This is a genomic window from Micromonospora sp. NPDC093244 (assembly GCF_040683695.1).
Lineage (GTDB): Bacteria > Actinomycetota > Actinomycetes > Mycobacteriales > Micromonosporaceae > Micromonospora.
Genome location: NZ_JBFBEO010000001.1, coordinates 1,677,906 through 1,698,521, shown reverse-complemented (window position 1 = coordinate 1,698,521; position 20,616 = coordinate 1,677,906). Strand labels below are relative to the sequence as shown.

The following is a 20,616-nucleotide window of genomic DNA, read 5'->3' as shown; positions in this document are numbered from 1 at the left end:
GGCCTCCCCCCACGGCGTCCGGGCCGGCGGCGGGTGGCCCCGGACGCGCTGGACGACTGCCGACACGATGCGGGAGTCCTCGTCACCACGGCGTCACCGCGCCGGGCCGGTTGGGGACGCTCTTCGGTGACGCTGCGTTGACGCAACCTGTGTATCAGCTATGCGTGCGCAGAGAAGATCAAAAAATGTTTGACCAGTTCAGAACCGATCTCATGGTTGCGAAGGTTGGCAGAAGGTCCACGACCCGTTGACTCACCGTGACTGCTATTGATAATCTTCACCGTGGTCAGCCCGGCGGCCCCGGCGGGCGGGGCCGCGCCCGCGCAGCAGTGGTCGCACCCCGTCGGTGCGGTCGACAGTGGTGTCACGGGCAGCCGATCCGGGACACAGCAGACAGTCGGGACGAGCGTTCCGCAGGGGGTGCCGCCGTGGCCGCTGATCCGTCCGTGCCGACCGCCGGAGATCCGCCCGAGGGCGGCGTCTCGCTGCACCTGCTCGGCGGTTTCCGGCTGCTGCGCGGCACCGTGCCCGTCGTGGTGCCACGCGGGCTGCAACGGGTGATCGCGCTTGTCGGGTTGCGCCCCGGCGCCACCCGCAGCCAACTCGCCGGGCTGCTGTGGCCCGACGTCTCCGAGGAGCGCGCCCTGTCGTCGCTGCGCACCGCCCTGTGGCGGCTGCGGCAGGACCCGTGCTGCCCGATGTCCGTGGCCGGCGACACCGTACGCCTCGGTCCGGCCGTCCGGCTCGACGTGGACGAGCTGGTCGGAACGGCGGCCCGGGTCCGCGACGGCGACGATCCGTGCACCGCTCGCGCCCTCGCCGCGGGCCGGCACGATCTGCTGCCCGGCTGGTACGACGACTGGGTGCTGCTGGACCGGGAGCGACTGCGCCAGCTACGCCTGCACATGCTGGAGCAGGTCGCCGGACAGCACCTCGCCGCGGGCCGGCACGGCGAGGCCCTCGAGGCCGCGCTGGAGGCGATGGCCGCCGAGCCGCTGCGCGAGACCCCGCACCGGCTGGTCGTACGCATCCACCTCGCCGAGGGCAACGCCTTCGAGGCCGTGCACGCCTTCTACGTCTACCGCGACCTGCTGCGCCGGGAGCTGCGCCTGGAGCCCAGCCCGGCGATGAGCGCCCTGCTCGACGACACCCTCGCCCCGATCCGCCGAGCCACCCGGGAGCCCGCCGCCGAGCCCGCCGACCGTCCGTCACCGGCCGGCCGGCGCACGTGACGGCGATGTGACAGGCGCTGCGGCACGGTGGGCGCACAGAGCACGTGGTCGCCGGTCCCGGGGATCGGGTGAACCACCGGCGGAAGGGGTCCCATGAGTCGTCTACTGATCGTCAGCCGGATCATCCCGGGCGCGGAGGGGCGGGTCGCGCAGATCTTCGCCGAATCCGACGCCACCGAGCTCCCCAGCCTGACCGGCGTCACGCACCGGTCCCTGTACTGCCTGCACGACCTGTACGTGCACCTGATGGAGACCTCCGACGTCGACCCGGACGCGCTCGCGTCCGCCCGTAACCACCCGCTCTTTCAGCAGGTGAACGAACGGCTCTCGGCGCACACCTCGCCGTACCTGCCGACCTGGCGCTCCCCCCGCGACGCGATCGCCGGCTGCTTCTACAGGTGGGACGCCGCCGACGCGCCCGCGGCGCACCCGGCGGGCTGACATGTCCGGCGCGCCGCACGTCCTGATCATCGGCGCCGGCACCGGCGGCCTGTGCCTGGCGCACGGGCTGCGGCGTGCCGGGATCAGCGTCGCCGTCTACGAACGACACCGCCACCGCGCGGAGGGGCTGCTCGGCTACCGGGTGGGCATCGGCCCGACCGGCAGCCGGGCGCTGCGCGAATGCCTCCCGCCGGAGTTGTTCGCCACCTTCCTGGCCACCTGCGCCCGGCCGCCGCGCTACTTCAACGTGGTCACGCAGGGATTGCGCCAGACCGCCTCGTTCGAGCTGCGACCGGACGCCGCCCCGGAGCACACCGAACACTCGGTGGCCCGGATGGTGCTGCGCCAGGTCCTGCTGACCGGCCTGACCGACGTGGTGCACTTCCACAAGACCTTCATCAGGTACGAGCAGCGTGACGACGGGACTGTCACCGCCCACTTCGCCGACGGCACCAGCGCCACCGGCGACCTGCTGGTGGCGGCGGACGGCACCCACTCCGCCGTACGCCACCAGTACCTGCCGCACGCCGTGACCCGCGACGCGGGCACCATCAACATCGCGACCCGGATCCCGCTGACCGCGCACACCCGCGACCTCGTACCGGAGCGCGTCCGCCAGGGCATCTCGCTGATCTTCGGGGCCGGCGGGACGATGGGTGTGCTGCACGTGATGGAGTTCAGGTGGGACGCCGACCGGGCGATCAAGCCGGGGGTCAGCGACCCCGACGCCGCGCTGCTGCGGAACTGGCCCGGCCTGGCCCATGACACCACCACCGACAACATCAACCTGATCATCTGGAGCGCCGCCCGCCGGTTCCCTGCCGACGTCATGCGCCGGCGCGGCGAGGACCTCAAGCGTGTCGCCCTGGACCTCACCGGGAACTGGCATCCGCACCTGCGGGAGCTGTTGACGCTCAGCGACCCGGACAGCGCCCTGCCCATCAAGGTGAGCACCTCCGAGCCGGTGCCGCCCTGGAAGAGCAGCACCGTCACCCTGCTCGGCGACGCCATCCACACCATGACGCCGGGACGCGGGGTGGGCGCGAACACCGCGCTGCGCGACGCGCGGCTGCTCTGCCGGGAACTCGTCCAGGCCACCGCCGGCGACAAGACCCTGGTGCAGGCGGTCGCCGACTACGAGGCGGCGATGGTGCCGTACGGCTTCGCGCGGGTCACCGAGTCACTGAACCGCAGCGGCACCAGTGGCGAGGATCGGATGTACCGGCCGGTGGTGGGTCGGCTCGCGCTGCTCGGCGCACGCGGCTACTTCGGAGTGACAAGCCGGGTGCCGCGGCTACGACAGAGGTTCGTCGACGACTTCCACACCTACGAGGGCGACCAGGACTGACAGTCGTCACCGACCCGGGCCCGCATCCCTGTGGGCCCGGGTTTCCGCGTCTCCGGCGCGACGCTACGTCACCTGTCGGGCACCCCGGGCACCGACCGTCCCACCCGCGCCGGCACCGGCCGGTCCTCTCTGTCGTCGTTCTGACGCGTGTGCGAAGCTGCGGCGAGTTTTTCTCGTGACTTTTCCGACGACGTGAGAGGGAGGTTCGCCGTGGCGTGGTCTATCGGACACTCTCTGATAGTGGTATTGGCTGTATTGCTCGGCGTGGCGGGTGGGTGGCTGCTGCGCGGCCGGCGGGACGGCGGGCCAGGTCCGTCGATCGTGGACGGTGATCCGGTGGCGGGGTTGGCGGACATCGCCACGCCGACGCCTCCGGCCACCACCGACGTCGCCCGCCCGGCGGCGACCGTCGACCCGGCGCCGACGGCGGTCGCCGACGAGCCCACCCCTGTCGACACGATCAGCGCCCCGGCCGCGGTGACCGCGTCCGAGGACCCCGCGCCGGTGCACACACCGGCGGGCTCCCCCGGCGCCGTCGACCCGGCCGACATGGCGCTGACCGAGGCCCCGCCGCCCGTGCCCGCCGCCGACCGGTCCGACGCGGGTGAGCCGATCACGGAGCCCGCCCCCAAGCCGGTGTCGGCCCAGGAGCAGCCCGCGCCGGCGACAGTCGTCGCCCCGCGCCAGCCGGCGGACGACCTCGCGTCCACCGACGCCACGCCCGCCGACGCCACGCCCGCCGACGCCACTCCGGCCGAGGTTCCGCAGGCCGACGCGCCGGTGGCCGACGCGCCGGTGGCCGACGCGCCGGTGGCCGAGGCCCCGCAGGCCGACGCGCCGGTGGCCGACGCGCCGGTGGCCGACGCGCCGGCCGAGGCGCCGGCTACCGAGCCGGACGCCGCGCCGCGCGAAGCCGACGCGGACGCGGACGCGGACGAGACCGACCGTGCCGCGGTCACGCCCGTCGACCCGACGCCCACCCCGGTGGCCGGCGAGACGACGGACGCCGACCGGGAGCCGGTGCGGGCCATGCCGCCGGTGCGGCCGGCCGCCACGGCCACGCCACCGGTACGCCCGCTCTCCGAGACCGTGCCCAGCGCCGCGGAGGCCGACCTGTCCGGCCCGGCCGACGACTTCCGCCGGATCCAGGGCATCGGACCGAAGATGGCGGCGGCGCTCCAGGCCGCCGGCGTGCGCACGTACCGTCAGCTCGGTGAGCTGGACGAGCAGGCGCTGCGCGACCTGATCCGGGCGGCCGGCCTGCGCGCCGCGCCCGGGCTGGCCAGCTGGCCGCAGCAGGCCAGCGTCCTGGCCGGCGCCGGGGACGAGATCGTCGCCGTGCTGCCGGACGGCAGCCAGGGCTGACCCTCCGCCGAGCCCCTGGTCGACTGTCACACACGACCGTCGGCCGGGGGCTCGCCCGTTCCCGGCGGACCGTTCGACGCTCACCCCGGTCGGGGTGAATGCGCACGAACCCGGGGCGACGCCGAGGGCCGCTCGCTACGGTCGGTCGAGGTGGGCCGGTCGGCCCGCCCGCGTCGACCGGCACCCAGGAGCGACACGTGCACCTCGCCGCGCCGGAGCCCGGGGCCCCGCGGTCCCGACCCCCGGTGCGCGATCCGGAGAACCCGCGGCGGGTCACGCTTCTCGAACTCTTCTTCGACCTGGTGTACGTGGTCGCCCTCGCGCTCATCTCCCGGGGCATGGTCGACCAGCTCGACTGGCACCGGGCCGCGCAGGCGCTGATCCTGCTGTCCGCCGTCTGGTGGACCTGGGCGATCACCACACTGGTCACCGACCTGTACAACCCGGAACGCAACGAGATCAAGCTGCTCATCACCGCAGTGATGTTCGGCGCGCTGCTGATGACCACGGCGATCCCGGAGGCGTTCGGTGCGCGGGGGATCGTCTTCGCCGCGACCTACGTGGCGATCCACATCGGTCGTGGGCTCTTCCTGCTGCCCATCGTGCGTCACGAACGGCAGACCCAGCGTCGGGCCGCCCGGATCTTCGTCTGGTTCGCCGTGTCGGCGGTCCCCTGGATCATCGGCGCGTACGTCAGCGGGGACGCCCGGATCGTCTGCTGGAGCATCGCGCTCGCCGTCGACTACCTCGGTTTCCGCCTCGCGTACCCGGTGCCGGGGCTCGGGGTGGTGCCGGAGCAGCAGCGCAACGTCACCGCCGAGCACCTGTCCGAGCGCTACCAGCAGTTCTTCATCATCGCCCTCGGCGACGCCATCCTGACCATCGGCACGATGTTCAGCATGGAGCACAACGAGGCGGAGAACATCGGGGCGTTCGCGGTGGCGTTCCTGACCACGTTGCTGCTCTGGCGGATCTACGTGCACAAGTCCGGCCAACTGCTGCCGCAGGCCATCCAGGCGGCACGGTCGCCCAGCAAGTTCCTGGTCACTGCCCCGTACACCCATCTGTTGATGATCGCCGGCGTGGTGGTCACGGCCTCCGGGTTCCACCTGGTGCTGCACGAGCCGACCGGTCGGACGCCGCCTGCCTGGCTGGCGGTCATCCTCGGCGGCCCGGCCCTGTTCCTGACCGGGCGGGCCTCCTTCGAGTACGAGGTGTTCAGCCGGGTGTCCCTGTCCCGGCCCGGCGGCGTGCTGGCCCTGCTGTGCGTCGCGCCCGCCGTGCTGTTCCTGGCACCGTTGTACGCGGCGCTCGGCGCGATGCTGGTGCTCGCCGGTGTCGCCTACGCGGATTTCCGCCGCAGCAGAGGCAAGCCGCCGGAGATGCCCGCCCCGCCGCACTGAACCGGTGGCCGTGCGCCCGACCGTCTGGTGCTACACGAGTGCTCCCGCGTACCCCCGGACCCGCAACCGCTGGTCGGCGGCGCCGCCCAGGCGCACCTGGAGGCCGAGTGGCGCGGCGGCGCGGCGGACGTCGTCCAGGTGCAGCGAGCCGTGCCGGTCCACGGTGAGCACGGGAGGCTCCTCCAGCTCACCGTCGGGCGCGTGGAAGGAGAGCAGCGTGACCGAGGTGGTGAGGTAGCCCGGGTAGGCGGCGCGGGCGGCGGCCTCGTCCCGGTGGGCGAGGACCACCAGGTCGTCGAGGTGCGCGAAGTCGGCGGCGAGGGCGCACGCCTTCCAGTGCGCGGGCTCCTCGGCCGCGCCGGTGATGCGCCGGGACCGGTTCGCGGAGGTGATGTAGAGGTGGTCGGTGCCCGTCTCGGCGAGCGCCCGCTCGAAGAACACATTGGACGGGCAGGTCAGGCCGGGGGCGATCACCTGCGTGGTGCGCAGGCCCCTGTCGACCTGGGTGAGGTGCTCCGGCAGCCGGTCCGCGGCCGGTCCCCGGAAGCCGAACGGTCCGGTGCCGTACAGCGCGTCCATCAGCGCCCGCACCCGACCGGCCGGCAGCCGGGGTGAGATGCGCGACCAGTCGAACATCCCCGGGATCCGACCGATCGTCGTGGTGATGCTGCCGACCTGCTGGATCGGCCGCCCCTTGGCGAGGTTGACCCGGGCCACGGTGGCCGCGTCCGGGCGGGTGACGATGGCGTAGAAGTTGGCGAACGCCGCAGCGACGACCGCGCCGCCGGCGAGCGCGCGGGCCGCGACCGCGACGTCCTCGGGGCGGTCGATGTACAGGTGCGGTGTCGGGGCGTCCATGAGTCCTCCTCGGCGGGGCCGTGAGGCAGTTCTACGTCCGGTGACCCGCGCGGCGGCCGGATGGGTCGTCGATCCGATAGCCGACCCGCGCTACCCGGTGCGGGTGGCCGATACGCGGGCGGTACCGACGGCTGCCGGTGCCAGCCGGATGGCCGATGCACGCGCCGGTCGGGCGACCGTTTGGCCGCTCGTACGGATTGGGTACAACGCCTGCACCTCAGTTCTCCACCACATTCCTCAGGAGGCAGCGATGCGCGGCACCTCGATACTCGGAGTCATCGTCGTTATCTGGCTGGTGATCGGCGCCATCGCCGGCGGCCAGCGCGGCTACTACAGCGGCGACGACACCAACTGCGCCGAGGCCGGCACCATCCTGGTCACCATCGTGGCCGGGCCGTTGAACTACATCGGCGCCAACCCCAAGGTCGACTGCAAGCTGCCGGAGCCGTCCAAGTAGGACACGCCTCGTCCCGACCCGCGTCCCGTCCGGGGCGCGGGTCGTCTGCTGTCCGCGCTCCCCACCGGTGTGCGGCGTGCTTCTGCGGCGGACCGCACCACCCGTACGGCGTCCTAGGAGGCTGGGTTTCCGTTGGCGTCGGTGTTTGTCCCGGGCGCGGCCGGGAACCGACCCGGGTCAGCCGGCGGACGGAATCGGGGGCACGGCATGCAGATCGGCTACAAGCTCGCCTCGGAGGGCTTCGGCCCGCAGGAGATCATCCGACAGGCCGTCCTGGCCGAGCAGGCCGGTTTCGACTTCGTCGAGATGAGCGACCACTACCACCCCTGGCTGGACGCGCAGGGCCACTCCTCGTTCACCTGGAGCGTGCTCGGCGCGATCGCGGCCCGGACCAGCAACCTGCGCCTCGCCACCGGCGTCACCTGCCCGACCATGCGCTACCACCCGGCGATCATCGCGCAGGCCGCGGCGACCATGGCGCTGATCTCCGACGGGCGGTTCACCCTCGGGGTGGGTGCCGGCGAGCGACTCAACGAGCACGTGGTCGGCCAGGGCTTCCCCAGCGTGCGGGGCCGCCACGAGAGGCTGCGCGAGGCCCTGGAGATCATCCGACTGCTCTGGCAGGGCGGCTACCAGTCGTACGAGGGCCGGCACCTGCACCTGGAGGACGCCCGCGTCTTCGACCTGCCGGACACCCCGCCGGTGATCGCCGTGGCGGCCAGCGGCGAGGAGTCGGCCCGGCTCGCCGCCCAACTGGGCGACGGGATCTTCGCCACCGAGCCGGAGTCGTCAATCGTCGAGCACTACCACCGGGCCGGCGGATCGGGCCCGCGTTACGCCGAGGTGCCACTGGCCTGGGCCACCGACGAGCAGCAGGCGGTGCAGGCCGTCCTGGGTACCAGCCGGTGGATGGTCACCGGCTGGAAGGTGATGAGCGAGCTGCCCAACCCGGTCAACTTCGAGGCGGCCAGCGCGCACGTGGAGGAGAAGCACATCCGCGAGCTGTTCGCCGTCGGCCCCGACCCGGAGCCGCACCTGGCCAAGGTCCGGTCGTACGTCGAGGCCGGCTTCGACCACATCGTGCTGCAGAACGCCGGACCCGACCCGGACGGCTTCCTGGACTTCTTCGCGAACGACCTGTCCGGACGGCTGCGCGCGAACGGCTGACCGCCCCGATCGGGGCTGACCGGTGGCCCGCACGACGCCCGCCCGCCCGGACGGGTCGTCCGGACGGGCGGGCGGGCGCTCAGGATGGATGCCCTCGGAAGGAGAGCGCGGGTCGACGGTCAGCGGAAGCAGTGCACGATCGGTACCGCGCTGCCCTCGCAGTTGGTCGGCTCGTTCTCGACCACCACACTCTCGTCGTCGATCTTGACCTGGGCGTGCTCGGCGAAGATGCCACCGGGCTTCACCGTGGCCGCGTTCCGGGCGACCTTGCTGGTGTACAGGGCCACCGAGCCCGCCGCGGCGTAGATGCCGCCACCCCTGGACGTCGCGCCGACCGCCTCGTTGCCCGTCACGTCGCTGCCACGGACCAGCAGGTTCGCCTTCTCGGCGTAGATGCCGCCGCCGACGCCGTGGGTCGTGTTGCCCTCGACCACGCTGTCGTCGAGTGGCGTCAGGCCCTTCACCGTCGAGATGCCGCCGCCGTTGACGGTGGAGGTGTTGCCGCGGATGGTCATGGTGCGCATGACCAGCACGGCGTCGGAGTTCGCGGCGCCGCCGCCGACCTGGGCGGTGTTGTTCAGCAGTTCGGTGTCGGAGACCTTGGTACGCGCCGAGAAGCTGGCCAGCCCGCCACCCTGGGCGGCGCTGTTCTGCCGGAAGCTGGTGCTCTCCACGTCGGCCGCGCCCCGGTAGTTGCCGAGCCCACCGCCGTACGCGTTGGCGCTGTTGTGGTGGAACTCGGAACGCTTCAGCGTCAGCACGCCACCGTTGAGCAGGCCCCCGCCCTTGCCCGCGGCGCCGGAGGCGCTGTTACCGACGAACGTGGAGTCGGTGACCACCATGTTGCCGTCGTTGAAGATCCCGCCACCGCCGCCCTCCGGGGACAGCGACGTGCTCTGGGTGACGGTGACCCGCTCCACCACCGCTGTCGCGCCGTGCACCACGTGCACGCTGCCGCCCTCGATGGCCGAGCGGCCGTTGTGCAGTTCCATGTCGCGCAGGGTCAGCTCACCGCCGTCGCGGACGGTGAAGAAGCGGAACGCGGCGGCCTGGGCGTCGCGGGCGATGGTGGCCCCCGCGCCGTCGATGACGATGGGCTGGTAGATCACCGGCAGGCCGGCGGTGTCGTCGGCCGGGTCGTGCGGGGGCGCGTCGGCGTCACCGGGGGTCTCCGCGGCGTCGGCCGCCTCCCGCGCGTCCCGGATCCCACCGTCGTACTGGTCGGTCTCGTGGAACGCCTCGCTGAGGACGTACCGGCACTTGGGGGCGAGGCGCAGCTCGGCGCCGCCCTCGGCGTTCGCCGCGACAAGCGCCGCGATCAGCTTCGCCGAGTCGCAGGGCACCGACACCACGCCCCGCTTGCCGGTCCCCGGGGTGTCCGGGCGAGCGCGCTCGGCGTCGTCGCCGTCGCGCTGCGGCCCTCCTCGCCGGTCGTCGTCCCGGGCCGCGGCGCCGAGCCGGCCCAGCCCCGGGAGGGACAGGTCACGGTCGGCCGCGGCGGCGGCGACGCCGGCCACGCCGGCCGCCCCCACGACCAGGCTCCCGGCCAGGAGACCGCCGGCTAGGACCCATCGAGGCCGCCGTCTGGGTCGGGCCGCGCGGTCCCCTCTTCGGTACGTGGACATCAAAGGTGCCTGCCTTCCTGCCTGCGTGACGTGACCGCGCGCCGATCCGGGCGCGGGGGGCTCGACGTGCCGTCGACCACCAAAGGTCACGATAGGTCCGCAATCCGGACAGGAAGGTGTGAACGTGAATAGTGCTGTGATTCATCTTTAACCGCCCCAGATGGGACGCCCGCCGTTCACCCGCCGACGTGGATGCCGGGCCGGCGCAGCGGGTCCCGTTCGGTACGACGCAGGATCTCCCGCACCACGGGCGGGGTGTCCCCCCGGCCCAGGATGAGGTAGCGCAGCAGGTGGGCGATGGGACTCCCCTCGGACCACTCGAAGTGCGCGTGCGGCCGGACCCCTGTGGCGTCGCGCAGGGCCAGCAGGATCGCCGCTATCGCGTTGGGTGCCGCCGGGCTGCTCGCCCGCAGCACCCGGAAACCGCCCACCTCGACCCCGTGCACACGCAGCACCTGGCTGAACTCCGACGGGTCGACCACGTCGATCTCCAGGAACAGCACGTCCGCGGCGCCGGGCACCGGGTTCATCCCCCGCTGCGCCCGCTCCTTGACCGTGTACTCCTTCACCGAGCCGCCCTGCCGCTTGTTCGCGATCAGGTGGAGCTGCCCGTCGTGTGCCAGCGACTCGGTGATGAACCGGCGGGCCGGCTCGTCGAACTCGATCCGCTCGGCGCGCAGCTCCGTCGTCCGGGTCACCCGGGAGATCAGCGACACGGCGATGATGCCGAGGATGAACAGCGCCGAGATGGTGATGCCGTCCGGTTTCTCGATGACGTTCTCCACGAGCGCGTAGAGCAGCACGAGGGTCAACACGGTGAAGCCGATCGCGCTGCCGCGCTGGCCGTGGCGGGCCGCCGCGATGGTCACGGCCACCGCGCCCGAGACCATCATCGCCAGGATGCCCGTCGCGTACGCCCCGGCCTGGGCGTTGACGTCGGCCCGGAAGGCGATCGTGATGGCGACGCTCACCAGGGTGTAGACGATCACCACGGGGCGTACCGCACGCGCCCACTCCGGCGCCATCCCGTACGACGGCAGGTAGCGCGGCACGATGTTGATCAGTCCGGCCATCGCCGAGGCGCCGGCGAACCAGAGGATGAGCACACTGCTCAGGTCGTACACCGTGCCGAACGCCTCGCCCAGGTAGGTGTGCGCCAGGAACGCCAACGCCCGGCCGTTCGCCGCACCGCCCGGTTGGAACTCCTCGGCCGGGATGAGCGCCGTCGTCACGAACGTGGTCGAGATCAGGTACACCGACATGATCAACGCGGCGGTGGTGAGCAGCCGGCGGGTGTTGCGGATCCGGGCCGCCAGCCGGGCCGGCTTGTCCGGTCCGGACGCCGACACCAGCGGCATCATGCTGACGCCCGTCTCGAACCCGGACAACCCCAGCACCAGCAGCGGGAACGCCAGCACGGCGGTGAGCACCACCTGGCCCGGTCCGGCGCCGCCGGTGGTCAACGCCGCCGTCCAGTCCGACACGATCGTCGGGTCGGCGACGATCCGCACCACGGCGTCCACCACGATCACCGCGTTGAGCAGCAGGAAGACGGCGACAAGCGGGATGGCCACCACCACGGCCTCGCGGAAGCCGAGCAGGAACACCCCGCCCAGGACGAGCAGCAGCGCCACGGTGACCACGACCGGGACGGCCGAACCGTGCAGGGCGTCGGGCAGGTACGGGTTCTCCAGCAGGTGCACCGTGGCGTCGGCCGAGGAAAGGGTGATCGTGATGATCCAGGAGGTGGCGACGAACCCGAGCAGGACGAGCACGAAGACCTTGCCCCGCCAGAACGGCAGCAGCCGCTCCAGCATCGCCACCGATCCCTGCCCGTGCGGGCTCTCCTGGGCCACCCGCCGGTACATCGGCAGCATGCCGAACAGGGTGAGCGCGACGATCAACAGGGTCGCCAGCGGGGACAGCGCCCCGGCCGCGACAGCCGCGATCCCCGGCAGGTACGACAGGGTGCTGAAGTAGTCCACGCCGGTCAGGCACATGACCTGCCACCAGGGGTGCCTGCGGTTCTGCCCCTCCTCCGCCTCCGGGCCGGGCGGCTGCACCCGGTGCTGGAAGAGCCAACGGCGCAGCGGGCTGGCCGGCGGCCCGGAACGGGCCGGGCTGGCCACCCGTTCGGGCACCACGACGCCCGGTCGACCGCCCCGGTGCGGGCGGGCCGGGTCGCGGGCCGCTCGCAGCGCCGGGTCCGGTCCCGTCGGCGCGTGGCGGCGTCCGTTCCAGCGTCGTGGTCTCGCCCGGTGTTCGTCAGACATCGCCCGTCCCACCCTCGCAGGTTCTGATCCGACGGTAGGCGGTAGCCCCGGGCCCGACCGGCCGAACCGGGCAGGCGGACGACCAGCTCAGGACGGGTCCGGGCCGGCGAGCAGCCGGGCCAGGGCGGGCGGATCGGTGATCGTCACCGTGGCCGCCGGATGGCGGAGCCACCCGGCGGGCGCCAGCGCCGGCACCGGCACGCCGAAGCGCAGGCACGCCCCGCCGGCCGTGCTGCTGCCGAAGCTCACACCCCTGTCGACCATCGACACGTGCGGTCCGATCGCCCGCCACCAGCGGTAGGGCCCGCTCACCTCGACCCCCGTCACGTTGGCCCGGTCGGTGCGCAGCCGCCAGGGGCCGTACCTGATGAGCAGCTCCCGGTCGGAGACGACGACCCAGGCGGTCGACGGGCGGACGCCCAGCACCGCCAACAGCGGCCGGAAGACCGGGTCGAAGCGGAACGGGAACCGCGTCTCGGGGCTGCTCACGCCGCACCGGGGCGGGCGGCGGGTCGCGGCACCGGGCCACCCGGCCGCAGGGGGCCGGGCCGCGCGGGCCGGGGTCGGGCGGCGGGCCGCCGCCGGGCCAGGACGGTCATGGCGCGGGCGTACCCGTTACGGGCCGGCCGACACCCCCCATTCGGGCGGCCCGTCGGCGTACCCCCGTGTCGTCCCGGACCGCCGCCGGCCGGCTCCCCCCGGGCCGGCCGACGGCGGCAGACGGTCGACACCCCCCGGGCCGACCGGCTGTCCCCGCCGTCCACACGCGTGGGCGGACCGGCGGGGTGGGACGCGCTCCCGCGCTCCGCCGCCCCCCACGGGGCGGAGCGCGGGAGCCCCCCGTCCCGGCTACTGCAGGAACGCCCCGAGGGGCGAGAGCAGCAGCCGGCCGAGCGCCGCGGCGTTGTCGTCCAACCGCGTGCGCTCACACTCGCGGGCGTCCGGATCGTGCCGGCACCGCCAGATCTTCTGCGCGTTGCGCCAGGCGACATCGCGTGTGTACTCGACCAGTTCCCCCTGGTACCAGTCGTCGATGTCGCCGTTGAGCATGTCGATGAGCAGCTGCCACCGCTCCAGGTAGCCCCGGCGCAGGCCGGGGATCTTGTCGGCGAAGATGTTGTTGATCTCGAGGTAGTCGTGGTGCTGGTCGCTGCCGTCGACCGGTTCGGACTCCAGGTGGTCGAACGTGGTGACCAGCGCGAACGGCAGGTCGAAGTTGATGTGCGCGTTGACACCCGCCGCCGCGGACGGCAACGGCCGGGCGTCCGGTCCGCGCATCCGCTCGAACAGGCACGACCACGCCTTCGGCGTGCCGGGGCTGGAGTCGGTCCACATCCGCATCGCGTCGAAATACCGCGCCGCGAACTCGACGTCCAGCCGGGACAGGAAAGCCGGGTCGACGAAGCGGTCGTCGTACAGGCCGTCCAGCACGCTGCTGGTGATGGTCAGGTAGAGCTTGTTGAAGTCGGCGAGGGGGCAGCTCTCCTCCAGCGGAGGCAGCCGCACCAGCAGGTCCTGGAGTTTGGTGAGGTGATCGACCACGGCAGGCACGTCCGCGGGATGGTCGGCGAGCAGGTCGACGATGTCCCGGTGCACGGGCCCCCAGACCGGTTCGGTCATCTCTCCTCCATGGTGGTCCGCGACACCCCCGTGCCGCCGTCGACGGGGCTCAGCCTCTCAGCCGACACCGAGCACCGGATCAGTAGAACGACGTATCCCGGCGCGCACACGGCCGGTGATCGCCCGACGGGGGCCGGTCAGCCGTGCCTGTTGCGCAGGTGGATCGCGCTGGCCTGCACGCGGGTGCGGACCTGCAACTTGTCGAAGATGTGCGACACGTGCACGCCGATGGTCCGCTCGCTGATGAACAGCCGTTGGCCGATCTCCCGGTTGGTGAGCCCCTCGGCGACCAGGGCGAGCACCTCGCGCTCGCGGGCGGTGAGCGTGGCCAGCTCGTCGTCGGCCGCCTCGCCCGGCCCGGCGCCCCGGGCGGCGTCGGTCTGCTCGCGCTCTTCCAGCGACACCCGCGCCCGCCCGGCCAGCTCCCGGATCTCCGAGGTCAACGGCACCGCGCCCAACCCCTGCGCGACCTGGTACGCGGCACGCAGCAGCTTGCCCGCGGTGGCCACCCGGCTGCGCCGGGCCAGCAGCGCCTCGGCCTGGCGCAGCCGCGAGTACGCGGCCGGGTAGGGGTGGTGACGCCTGTCCCACTCGGCCACCGAGGCCGCCCACAACTCCGGGTCGCTGCCGTCCAGGCGGCTCACCTCGGCGGCGCACAACGCCAGGAACCCGTCCACCACCGACCGCACCGGGCCGGCTGCGGACGCGCTCTTGCGGGCCACCCGCTCGGCCACGTCCCGCAGTCGACGTACCGCCGTCGGGTCCACCGCCACGGTACGGCTGGCGTGCGCCTCGGCCTCGGCCCGCAGACCGTGCCAGACCAGCGCGGACAGGATCGTCACGTCGTCCGAGCGGCTCTCGGTCAGGCCACGCTGCACCGCCTGCCGTGCCACGTCGTGCCGGCCCTCCCACATGGCCAGCCCGGAGCGCAGGGTGAGCAACGGGATGACGTGCCGCGCCCCGCCGCCCGCGAGCAGCGTCGCCACCGCGTCGAGGTCCCGGCTGGCGGCGTCGATGTCGCCGTACCCCACCGAGAGCCGGCACCGGGCCAGCAGCAGCTCGACGGCGTCCGCACCGGACGGTCGGTGCCGCAGCGCGGCGGCCACCACCTTCTCCGCCTCGGCCCACTGGCCCACCCGGAACAGGCCGTTGATGGCGATGGCGAGCAGCCGGGTCCCCCAGGTGCGGCCCAGTCCCAGCTCGGCCACCCGCTCGGCGCCGCGCCGGGCCACCACGACGCCCTCCTCGAGGACGTTCAGCGGCCCGGTCAACAGCTCCGCGAGGTGCAGGTACGCGCAGGCCACGTCCTCGGGCTGACCGGCACGCTCGGCGGTGTCGAGGGCGTCGCGCATCACCGCCAGCCCGGCGTCCGGGTCCTCCAGGTAGGCGTCGCTGAAGCCCAGGGCGGAGCTGGCAAGCACCACCTCGGTGGCGGAGTCCTCGGCGTCGGCGGCCAGCGCCAACGCCTCCCGGGCCCGTCGACCGGCGTCGGCGTAGCGGCCCAGGTACAGCAGCAGCTCGGCCAGGCGGGCGGCGGCGGTTGCCCGATCGCGGGGAGAGCAGTCCGCCGCCTCCAGCGCCCGCTGGTACTCCTCCTCGGCCAGCGCCGACCGCCCGGCGGCGGCCAGGTAGCGGGCCCGGCGGATGTGCAGCGCGCAGGTCGGCGCACCGCCCTGCACCTCGGCCAGCTCCTCCAGCAGGGTCAGGGCCCGGGCGTGCTCCCCACAGTGGTGGGCCGCCTCGGCGGCGTTGCCGAGCAGCTCGACCCGGTCCACGTCGAGCGAGCCGGAGTCGCCGGCCAGCTGCAACGCCACCGACCAGTGGCGGTGCGCCTCGGCGTAACCGTGCAGCCGCTCGGCCTCCTGCGCGGCGGCCACCGCCGCCGGCAGCGCCCGCGCCGGCTCACCGGCCAGCCGCCAGTGGTGCGCCAACCGGGCCTGGTGCAGCTCGCCCGGCGCGGCGGTCAACGCCTCGGCGTACCGGCGGTGCAGCCCGGAGCGTTCGGCAGGCAGCAGCTCGTGCGCCAGCACCTCGGCGACGAGACGGTGCCGCAGCCGGTAGCCGTCGTCGGCGCCGACCAGCAGCCGGTGCGCCACGGCCGCCCGGGCCGCGTCGATCAGCTCCTCCTCCGGCAGCCGCAACACCTCGGCCAGCAGCCAGTGCTGCACCGGCTCGACCCCGGCGGCCACCGCGTGCACCACCGCGTGCGCGTGCTGGGGAAGAGCGTCGACCCGGTCGAGGAAGACCTCCCGCAGGGTCTCGGACAGCCCTACCCGACCGTCGCGCAGGTCACGGGCCAGCTCCTCGATGACGAACGGGTTGCCGCCACTGCGCTGCCACACCTGCTCGGCGGCCTCCGCCGGCAGCGCCCGGCCGACCACCGCCGCGGCGAGTTCCTCGGTGCCGGCGCGGTCCAGCGGCGCCAGGTCGAGCACCCGCACCGTCCGCAGCCGACGCAGCTCGGTGAGGACCCGGCGCAGCGGATGCGCGCCCTGCAGCGACTCGGCGCGTACCGCGGCCAGCACCGACAGCTGCAGGTCGCCGAGGCCGGCGAGCAGGTAGAGCAGCAGTTGGCGGGTGCTGCGGTCGACCCACTGGAGGTCGTCGAGGATCAGCACCAGCGGCCGGCCCTCGGCGATCAGGTGCAGCCCCCGGGAGACCCGCTCCAGCAGCGCCCCCGCGCCGTCCGGGCCGGCGGTCTCGTCGGCGAACATCTGCAGCAGGCCCCGTACCGCCGAGGAGGTGCGGGCCTGCGCGGCCGACAGGTCCGCGTCGAAGCGGCGCAACGCCTGTAGCAACGGGTGCAGCGGTGAGGCGTCGCCGATGTCCAGGCAACTGCCGGTCAGCACCAGGGCGCCCTGGTCACGCAGCCGGTCGCCGATCTCGCCGAGCAGCCGGGTCTTGCCCACACCACTCTCGCCGGTCAGGAAGACGGCGGCGGTCTGCCCGTGCGCGACGTCACCGAGCAGCGCGGACCGAACCGTCTGCACCAGCTCGGCCCGACCCACGAGCGGTGCGGTGTCCACATCGCTGGCCATGGCACGCAGCCTAATCACACGCCCCCGTACCGTTCTACGGCCATCTGCCGCTTGTGGTACTCCTCGCGTCGACATTGCGACTAAAGGTTGCGAGTGGCCGACATACGTCGTTCTGCCGATCCCCTGTCGGCCCAGGGGTGCCAATCTCCGATGGTCGTCAACCACCAGCGGGGAAAGGCCGGTGCGTAAACCATGACCAGCACCATCATCGACGCCCGGCGGGCCCCGGACACACACTGGCCGGTACCGCAGGAGAGACGGACGGTAACCGTCCTCTTCGCCGACATCGTCGGCTCCACCGCTCTGGTGGACCGACTGGATCCGGAGGACGTGCGGGAGCTGCAACGGGCCTACTTCGACACCGTCGCCGCCGTCCTGCACCGCTGGCACGGCGTCGTCGAGAAGTACGTAGGCGACGCGGTGATGGCACTCTTCGGCGCCCGGCACTCCGACGGCTTCGACGCGTACCGGGCGGTGCGGGCCGGACTGGAGATCCAGGCGGCGCTCGACCGCCGGCCGATGGTCGGGGACGTCCGGCTGCGCGTACGCGTCGGCGTGGCCACCGGCGAGGTCGTCGTCGACCTGGGTGGTGCCGTCAGCGGCGGCCACGGCGTGGCCAGCGGCGCGGTCATCACCACCGCGGCCCGCCTCCAGGAGTACGCCCCGCCCGGCGCCGTGGCGCTCTGTGCGGCCACCGCCCGGGCCACCGCCGGGCTGATCGCCCAGCGCCAACTGGCGCCGGTGCCTGTCGCCGGCCGGGTGCCGCCGATGCCGGTCTGGCACGCCGTCGGGCCGGTCCGTCCGGGCACCGACAGGCACGACGGCCCGCTGATCGGCCGCCGCCGCGAGCTGGCCGCCATCACCGACCGGGTGACCCGGGCGATCCGCGAACACCAGCCGCAGTGGGTCTCCCTGGTCGGCCCCACCGGCAGTGGCCGCAGCCGGCTGCTGCACGAGCTGACCCGCGCACTGCACACGGTGGACGGTCGGGCGGTGCGCTGGTGCGTGGTGAGTTGCCCGCCGTACCCCGATCAGGTCCTGGCGCCGGTGGCGGAGCTGCTGCGCGGCCTCGTCGGGATCCGCCACGGCGACGGCCCGGCGCTTGTGGGCGACCGGCTGGTCGCCGCGCTGACGCCGCTGCTCGGGCCGACCGGGGTCGCCGAGGTGGTTCCGGCGTTGCGGCGGTTGCTGGCCACCCCGGACGGATCGCCGGAGGCGCTCGCCGGCGCGGCGGTCTGCCGCGACGTCCTGCTGCGCCTGGCCGCCGTCCGACCGCTCGTCGTCGCCGTGGACGACGTGGACCGGGCCGCGCCAGAGGTGAGCCGATTCCTGCACGCGCTGTTCACCGCCGCCACGACCCGCAGGTTGCCGGTGGCCGTGCTCACCGTGCACCAGCCGCAGTGGGCCGACACCCGACCCGGGCACGCCCGGCGGATGTCCATCCGGCCCCTCGCGGCGGTGCAGTCCGGGCGGCTGCTGCGCCACCTGCTGACCCGGGCCGGGCAGCCGGTGGCCCTTGTCGACCGGCTGCTGCCGCTGGTGGGCGGCCGACCCGGGCACGCCGCCGCGTACGTGGCGTCGGTCGTCGCGGGTGCCGACCCGGTGGCGCTGCCCGAGCCGGTACGACGGGCCGTCGGCGCGGAGGTGGACCGCCTCGACGGCGAGCGGCGGGCGGCGCTTATGGCCGCCGCGACAGTGGGCGGCAGGGTCTCCGCTGCGACGCTGGACCGGGTGCTGGGCTGGGCTCCGGGCCGATCCGCGTCGGCGCTGCGCGCCCTGGCCGTCGCCGGGCTGCTGCTTCCGCACCGCACCGACGGGTACGTGTTCGCCGCGCCCGCGCTGCGCCAGGTCGCCGCCGAGCGGTTGCCCCGTGCGCTGCGGGCCCTCTTCGCCCGCCGGGCCGCCGACGCCCCGCACCTGGAACCGGTCCGCCAGGGTTCCGTGCGGCGCGACGATCGCACAGGCGCCGTTCGTGCCACCGCCGCCCAGGTGCAGGAGGGCGAACCCCTGTCGCTGCGCCAACGCATCGCCGCCCCGACGGTGCTCACCCGGGCAGCCACGCCGACTCCCGGGACCAGCCGTCCGCCGGCCGCCCGTCGCCTGCGAGCCGTCCCGACGGCCGGCGCCACGCCAGCCCACTCGTCCGGGCCGCCCGCCACCCTGCCCCGTCCGCCGTTGATTCGCCGACCGGACGGTCTGGCCGCCGCCTGAGGACCCGTGGGCGGCCGGGCGCGGCGCCGACGCTGCACGCCGTCCCGGCGCACGAGGTGCGCGAGATCGTCCCGCAGCGGGTCAGGACGGCCGCCCGCCGAACTGCCAGTGGTGCACCTCGATGTCGGCGTACCGGTCCGGGGTCAGGATGGTGCGCGCCGCACCCGCGTCCGACGCCCGGACCAGTGCGGCGGTGCCGAGCCACGTGGCCGCGTCGTCGGATACCAGCGGCCCGTACGCGATCAGGTCGTCCGAGTTGGGCGGCACGGCCAGGTCGGCGGGCTCCCCCCGGCCGAGACCGAGCACCAGGTAGCGGTCGCCGCCGGTCCGGCCTCCGGGGAAGTCCCACATCGTCCGACCGAGCGCGTTGTGCCACCGGCGCAGCAGCACATCGCGGTACACGCCGGCCTGGTAGTTCGGCTCGTCGAAGGCGAACGCCCGAGCGGCGGCCGGATCGGTCACGCCGACGATGTGCACGCTGCCGGTGGGCGTGTCGCCGACGAAGGTCGGGCCACGGGCGATCATCGTCTCCGCGTACCGGTCCATGTAGGACCAGTGCTCTTCGCGCAGCTCATCCCGCAGGGTCGCCGAGCCGGGCCGGTCACGGTGGTAGCACAGAAAGTCCATGGCCCGCATTCTCGACGCGGTGCCGCACGGCCAGGAGGGCCGGGGTCCTGGCCGGTCGCCCTACGGCACGGACGCCGAGGCCAGCAGCGCGGCGGTGGGCAGCGCGAGCAGGCCGTCCGTGTCCCGGTAGGCGGCGGTCAGCTCGTCGTACGCGGCGCGGATGCGGACGACCATCTCAGGCGGCTGGGTCTCCATCACCAGGCCCGGCCTGCTGATGCCGTTGGCGGGGCCGCTCCACCACACCTCAGGGTCCGTGCGGTGCACCCAGCTGATCGTCTCGCACCGCACGTCGGTGAGCCCGGCGGCGTCGAGCAGGCCCGCCAACCCTTCGGCAGTAGGCGCCGCACACCCTCGCCGTTCCTGACCGGTCAGTGCGCGGCCAGGAAAGCCGACACCCGCGGCCACAGCGCGGCGGACGCGTCCGGGGCATACTCGGCCAGGTCCGGGTCGGTGAACAGGTGCCCCACGCCGGGATAGCGGAACACCGTCAGGTCGGCGCCGGCGTCGGTCATCGCCTGTTCCCACTCGTCGACCTCGTCCGGCGCGTCGTACGGGTCCGGGTCGGCGAGGTGCAGCTGCACCGGCAGTCCGGCGCGTACCGCGTCCGGTGCGCCACCGGTGCCGTGCAGCAGGAGCAGTCCGGCGCAGTCGGGGCGCTCGGCCAGCAACGCCCCGGCGACCCCGGCGCCCATCGAGAAGCCGGCGAGCACCGCCTCGGGTGGCAGGTCACGCAGCGCCGCCCGGGCCCGGTCGAGCACCACCTCCTGACCGACCTTGTCGAGCAGCGCGAAGCCCTCCTCGACGGTGTCGGCGGCCGCGACGCCGTACAGGTCGGGGGTGGTGACCCGGTGCCCGGCGGCGCGCAACCGGTCGGCGGCGGCGCGCACGGCGGGGCGCAGCCCGTACACGGAGTGGAACAGCACGACGTGTCGCATCCGGTCATCCTGCCGC

Annotated in this window: 16 protein-coding genes and 1 pseudogene; 8 read left to right on the top strand and 9 right to left on the bottom strand. The window is 73.7% G+C overall.

Annotation, left to right across the window (positions count from 1 at the left end):
- Nucleotides 1-428 precede the first annotated feature (428 nt).
- The 5 genes and pseudogenes from AB0N27_RS07505 (at nucleotide 429) to AB0N27_RS07485 (ending at nucleotide 5,789) form a co-directional block, all read left to right on the top strand.
- On the top strand, nucleotides 429-1,232 hold the full coding sequence (locus AB0N27_RS07505; protein ID WP_364364637.1) for a BTAD domain-containing putative transcriptional regulator: 804 nt from the start codon (nucleotides 429-431) through the stop codon (nucleotides 1,230-1,232).
- A 93-nt stretch (nucleotides 1,233-1,325) separates the two neighbouring features.
- Entirely contained in the window at nucleotides 1,326-1,673 is a 348-nt protein-coding gene (locus AB0N27_RS07500; RefSeq protein ID WP_364364634.1) for a TcmI family type II polyketide cyclase, read from the top strand.
- 1 nt (nucleotide 1,674) lies between these two features.
- The gene (locus AB0N27_RS07495) at nucleotides 1,675-3,021 is read left to right on the top strand and encodes an NAD(P)/FAD-dependent oxidoreductase (protein WP_364364632.1); all 1,347 of its coding nucleotides are present in this window, start codon (nucleotides 1,675-1,677) and stop codon (nucleotides 3,019-3,021) included.
- A 1,080-nt stretch (nucleotides 3,022-4,101) separates the two neighbouring features.
- Nucleotides 4,102-4,386: pseudogene (locus AB0N27_RS07490) on the top strand (hypothetical protein); the annotation flags it as partial.
- A 245-nt stretch (nucleotides 4,387-4,631) separates the two neighbouring features.
- Nucleotides 4,632-5,789, top strand: coding sequence for a low temperature requirement protein A (locus AB0N27_RS07485; protein ID WP_364364629.1), 1,158 nt, complete (start codon nucleotides 4,632-4,634; stop codon nucleotides 5,787-5,789).
- 30 nt (nucleotides 5,790-5,819) lie between these two features.
- Here the strand turns inward: AB0N27_RS07485 and AB0N27_RS07480 are convergent, their stop codons facing one another.
- A complete protein-coding gene (locus tag AB0N27_RS07480; protein ID WP_364364626.1) occupies nucleotides 5,820-6,647 on the bottom strand; it encodes a hypothetical protein in 828 nt (275 codons plus the stop codon).
- A gap of 250 nt (nucleotides 6,648-6,897) precedes the next feature.
- Here AB0N27_RS07480 and AB0N27_RS07475 point away from each other — a divergent pair, with 250 nt between their 5' ends.
- A complete protein-coding gene (locus AB0N27_RS07475; RefSeq protein WP_007460667.1) occupies nucleotides 6,898-7,104 on the top strand; it encodes a hypothetical protein in 207 nt (68 codons plus the stop codon).
- 207 nt (nucleotides 7,105-7,311) lie between these two features.
- Nucleotides 7,312-8,271, top strand: coding sequence for a TIGR03557 family F420-dependent LLM class oxidoreductase (locus AB0N27_RS07470; RefSeq protein WP_364364622.1), 960 nt, complete (start codon nucleotides 7,312-7,314; stop codon nucleotides 8,269-8,271).
- 119 nt (nucleotides 8,272-8,390) lie between these two features.
- Here the strand turns inward: AB0N27_RS07470 and AB0N27_RS07465 are convergent, their stop codons facing one another.
- The 5 genes from AB0N27_RS07465 to AB0N27_RS07445 all read right to left on the bottom strand — a co-directional run bounded on the left by AB0N27_RS07465 (nucleotide 8,391) and on the right by AB0N27_RS07445 (nucleotide 16,827).
- Nucleotides 8,391-9,896 carry a hypothetical protein gene (locus tag AB0N27_RS07465; RefSeq protein ID WP_364364619.1) on the bottom strand — a complete coding sequence of 502 codons (1,506 nt, stop codon included), beginning with the start codon at nucleotides 9,894-9,896 and terminating at the stop codon, nucleotides 8,391-8,393.
- A gap of 176 nt (nucleotides 9,897-10,072) precedes the next feature.
- Entirely contained in the window at nucleotides 10,073-12,169 is a 2,097-nt protein-coding gene (locus AB0N27_RS07460; RefSeq protein WP_364364616.1) for an amino acid transporter, read from the bottom strand.
- Between the two features lie 87 nt (nucleotides 12,170-12,256).
- Nucleotides 12,257-12,658: a hypothetical protein gene (locus AB0N27_RS07455; protein ID WP_364364613.1), complete on the bottom strand. Its 402-nt coding sequence runs from the start codon at nucleotides 12,656-12,658 to the stop codon at nucleotides 12,257-12,259.
- Between the two features lie 360 nt (nucleotides 12,659-13,018).
- Nucleotides 13,019-13,789, bottom strand: a complete 771-nt coding sequence (locus tag AB0N27_RS07450; protein WP_364364610.1) for a DUF5995 family protein — start codon at nucleotides 13,787-13,789, stop codon at nucleotides 13,019-13,021.
- A gap of 137 nt (nucleotides 13,790-13,926) precedes the next feature.
- On the bottom strand, nucleotides 13,927-16,827 hold the full coding sequence (locus AB0N27_RS07445; RefSeq protein ID WP_364364607.1) for an AAA family ATPase: 2,901 nt from the start codon (nucleotides 16,825-16,827) through the stop codon (nucleotides 13,927-13,929).
- A 192-nt stretch (nucleotides 16,828-17,019) separates the two neighbouring features.
- Between AB0N27_RS07445 and AB0N27_RS07440 the strand changes: the two genes are divergently transcribed.
- Nucleotides 17,020-19,038, top strand: coding sequence for an adenylate/guanylate cyclase domain-containing protein (locus AB0N27_RS07440; RefSeq protein WP_364364604.1), 2,019 nt, complete (start codon nucleotides 17,020-17,022; stop codon nucleotides 19,036-19,038).
- Nucleotides 19,039-19,119: 81 nt separating this feature from the next.
- Here the strand turns inward: AB0N27_RS07440 and AB0N27_RS07435 are convergent, their stop codons facing one another.
- The 3 genes from AB0N27_RS07435 to AB0N27_RS07425 are packed head-to-tail and all read right to left on the bottom strand — an operon-like array spanning nucleotide 19,120 to nucleotide 20,600.
- On the bottom strand, nucleotides 19,120-19,665 hold the full coding sequence (locus tag AB0N27_RS07435) for a YciI family protein (RefSeq protein WP_364364601.1): 546 nt from the start codon (nucleotides 19,663-19,665) through the stop codon (nucleotides 19,120-19,122).
- Nucleotides 19,666-19,725: 60 nt separating this feature from the next.
- Nucleotides 19,726-19,989 carry a hypothetical protein gene (locus tag AB0N27_RS07430; RefSeq protein WP_364364598.1) on the bottom strand — a complete coding sequence of 88 codons (264 nt, stop codon included), beginning with the start codon at nucleotides 19,987-19,989 and terminating at the stop codon, nucleotides 19,726-19,728.
- A gap of 44 nt (nucleotides 19,990-20,033) precedes the next feature.
- A complete protein-coding gene (locus AB0N27_RS07425) occupies nucleotides 20,034-20,600 on the bottom strand; it encodes a dienelactone hydrolase family protein (RefSeq protein WP_364364595.1) in 567 nt (188 codons plus the stop codon).
- Nucleotides 20,601-20,616: the final 16 nt, after the last annotated feature.

What these genes read in the sequence shown, in the direction of transcription:
- AB0N27_RS07475 (WP_007460667.1), top strand. Translation starts at nt 6,898, where the DNA reads ATGCGCGGCACCTCGATACTCGGAGTCATCGTCGTTATCTGGCTGGTG.
- AB0N27_RS07495 (WP_364364632.1), top strand. Translation starts at nt 1,675, where the DNA reads ATGTCCGGCGCGCCGCACGTCCTGATCATCGGCGCCGGCACCGGCGGC.
- AB0N27_RS07460 (WP_364364616.1), bottom strand. Translation starts at nt 12,169, where the DNA reads ATGTCTGACGAACACCGGGCGAGACCACGACGCTGGAACGGACGCCGC.
- AB0N27_RS07440 (WP_364364604.1), top strand. Translation starts at nt 17,020, where the DNA reads ATGACCAGCACCATCATCGACGCCCGGCGGGCCCCGGACACACACTGG.
- AB0N27_RS07450 (WP_364364610.1), bottom strand. Translation starts at nt 13,789, where the DNA reads ATGACCGAACCGGTCTGGGGGCCCGTGCACCGGGACATCGTCGACCTG.
- AB0N27_RS07470 (WP_364364622.1), top strand. Translation starts at nt 7,312, where the DNA reads ATGCAGATCGGCTACAAGCTCGCCTCGGAGGGCTTCGGCCCGCAGGAG.
- AB0N27_RS07480 (WP_364364626.1), bottom strand. Translation starts at nt 6,647, where the DNA reads ATGGACGCCCCGACACCGCACCTGTACATCGACCGCCCCGAGGACGTC.
- AB0N27_RS07465 (WP_364364619.1), bottom strand. Translation starts at nt 9,896, where the DNA reads ATGTCCACGTACCGAAGAGGGGACCGCGCGGCCCGACCCAGACGGCGG.
- AB0N27_RS07435 (WP_364364601.1), bottom strand. Translation starts at nt 19,665, where the DNA reads ATGGACTTTCTGTGCTACCACCGTGACCGGCCCGGCTCGGCGACCCTG.
- AB0N27_RS07500 (WP_364364634.1), top strand. Translation starts at nt 1,326, where the DNA reads ATGAGTCGTCTACTGATCGTCAGCCGGATCATCCCGGGCGCGGAGGGG.
- AB0N27_RS07425 (WP_364364595.1), bottom strand. Translation starts at nt 20,600, where the DNA reads ATGCGACACGTCGTGCTGTTCCACTCCGTGTACGGGCTGCGCCCCGCC.
- AB0N27_RS07445 (WP_364364607.1), bottom strand. Translation starts at nt 16,827, where the DNA reads ATGGCCAGCGATGTGGACACCGCACCGCTCGTGGGTCGGGCCGAGCTG.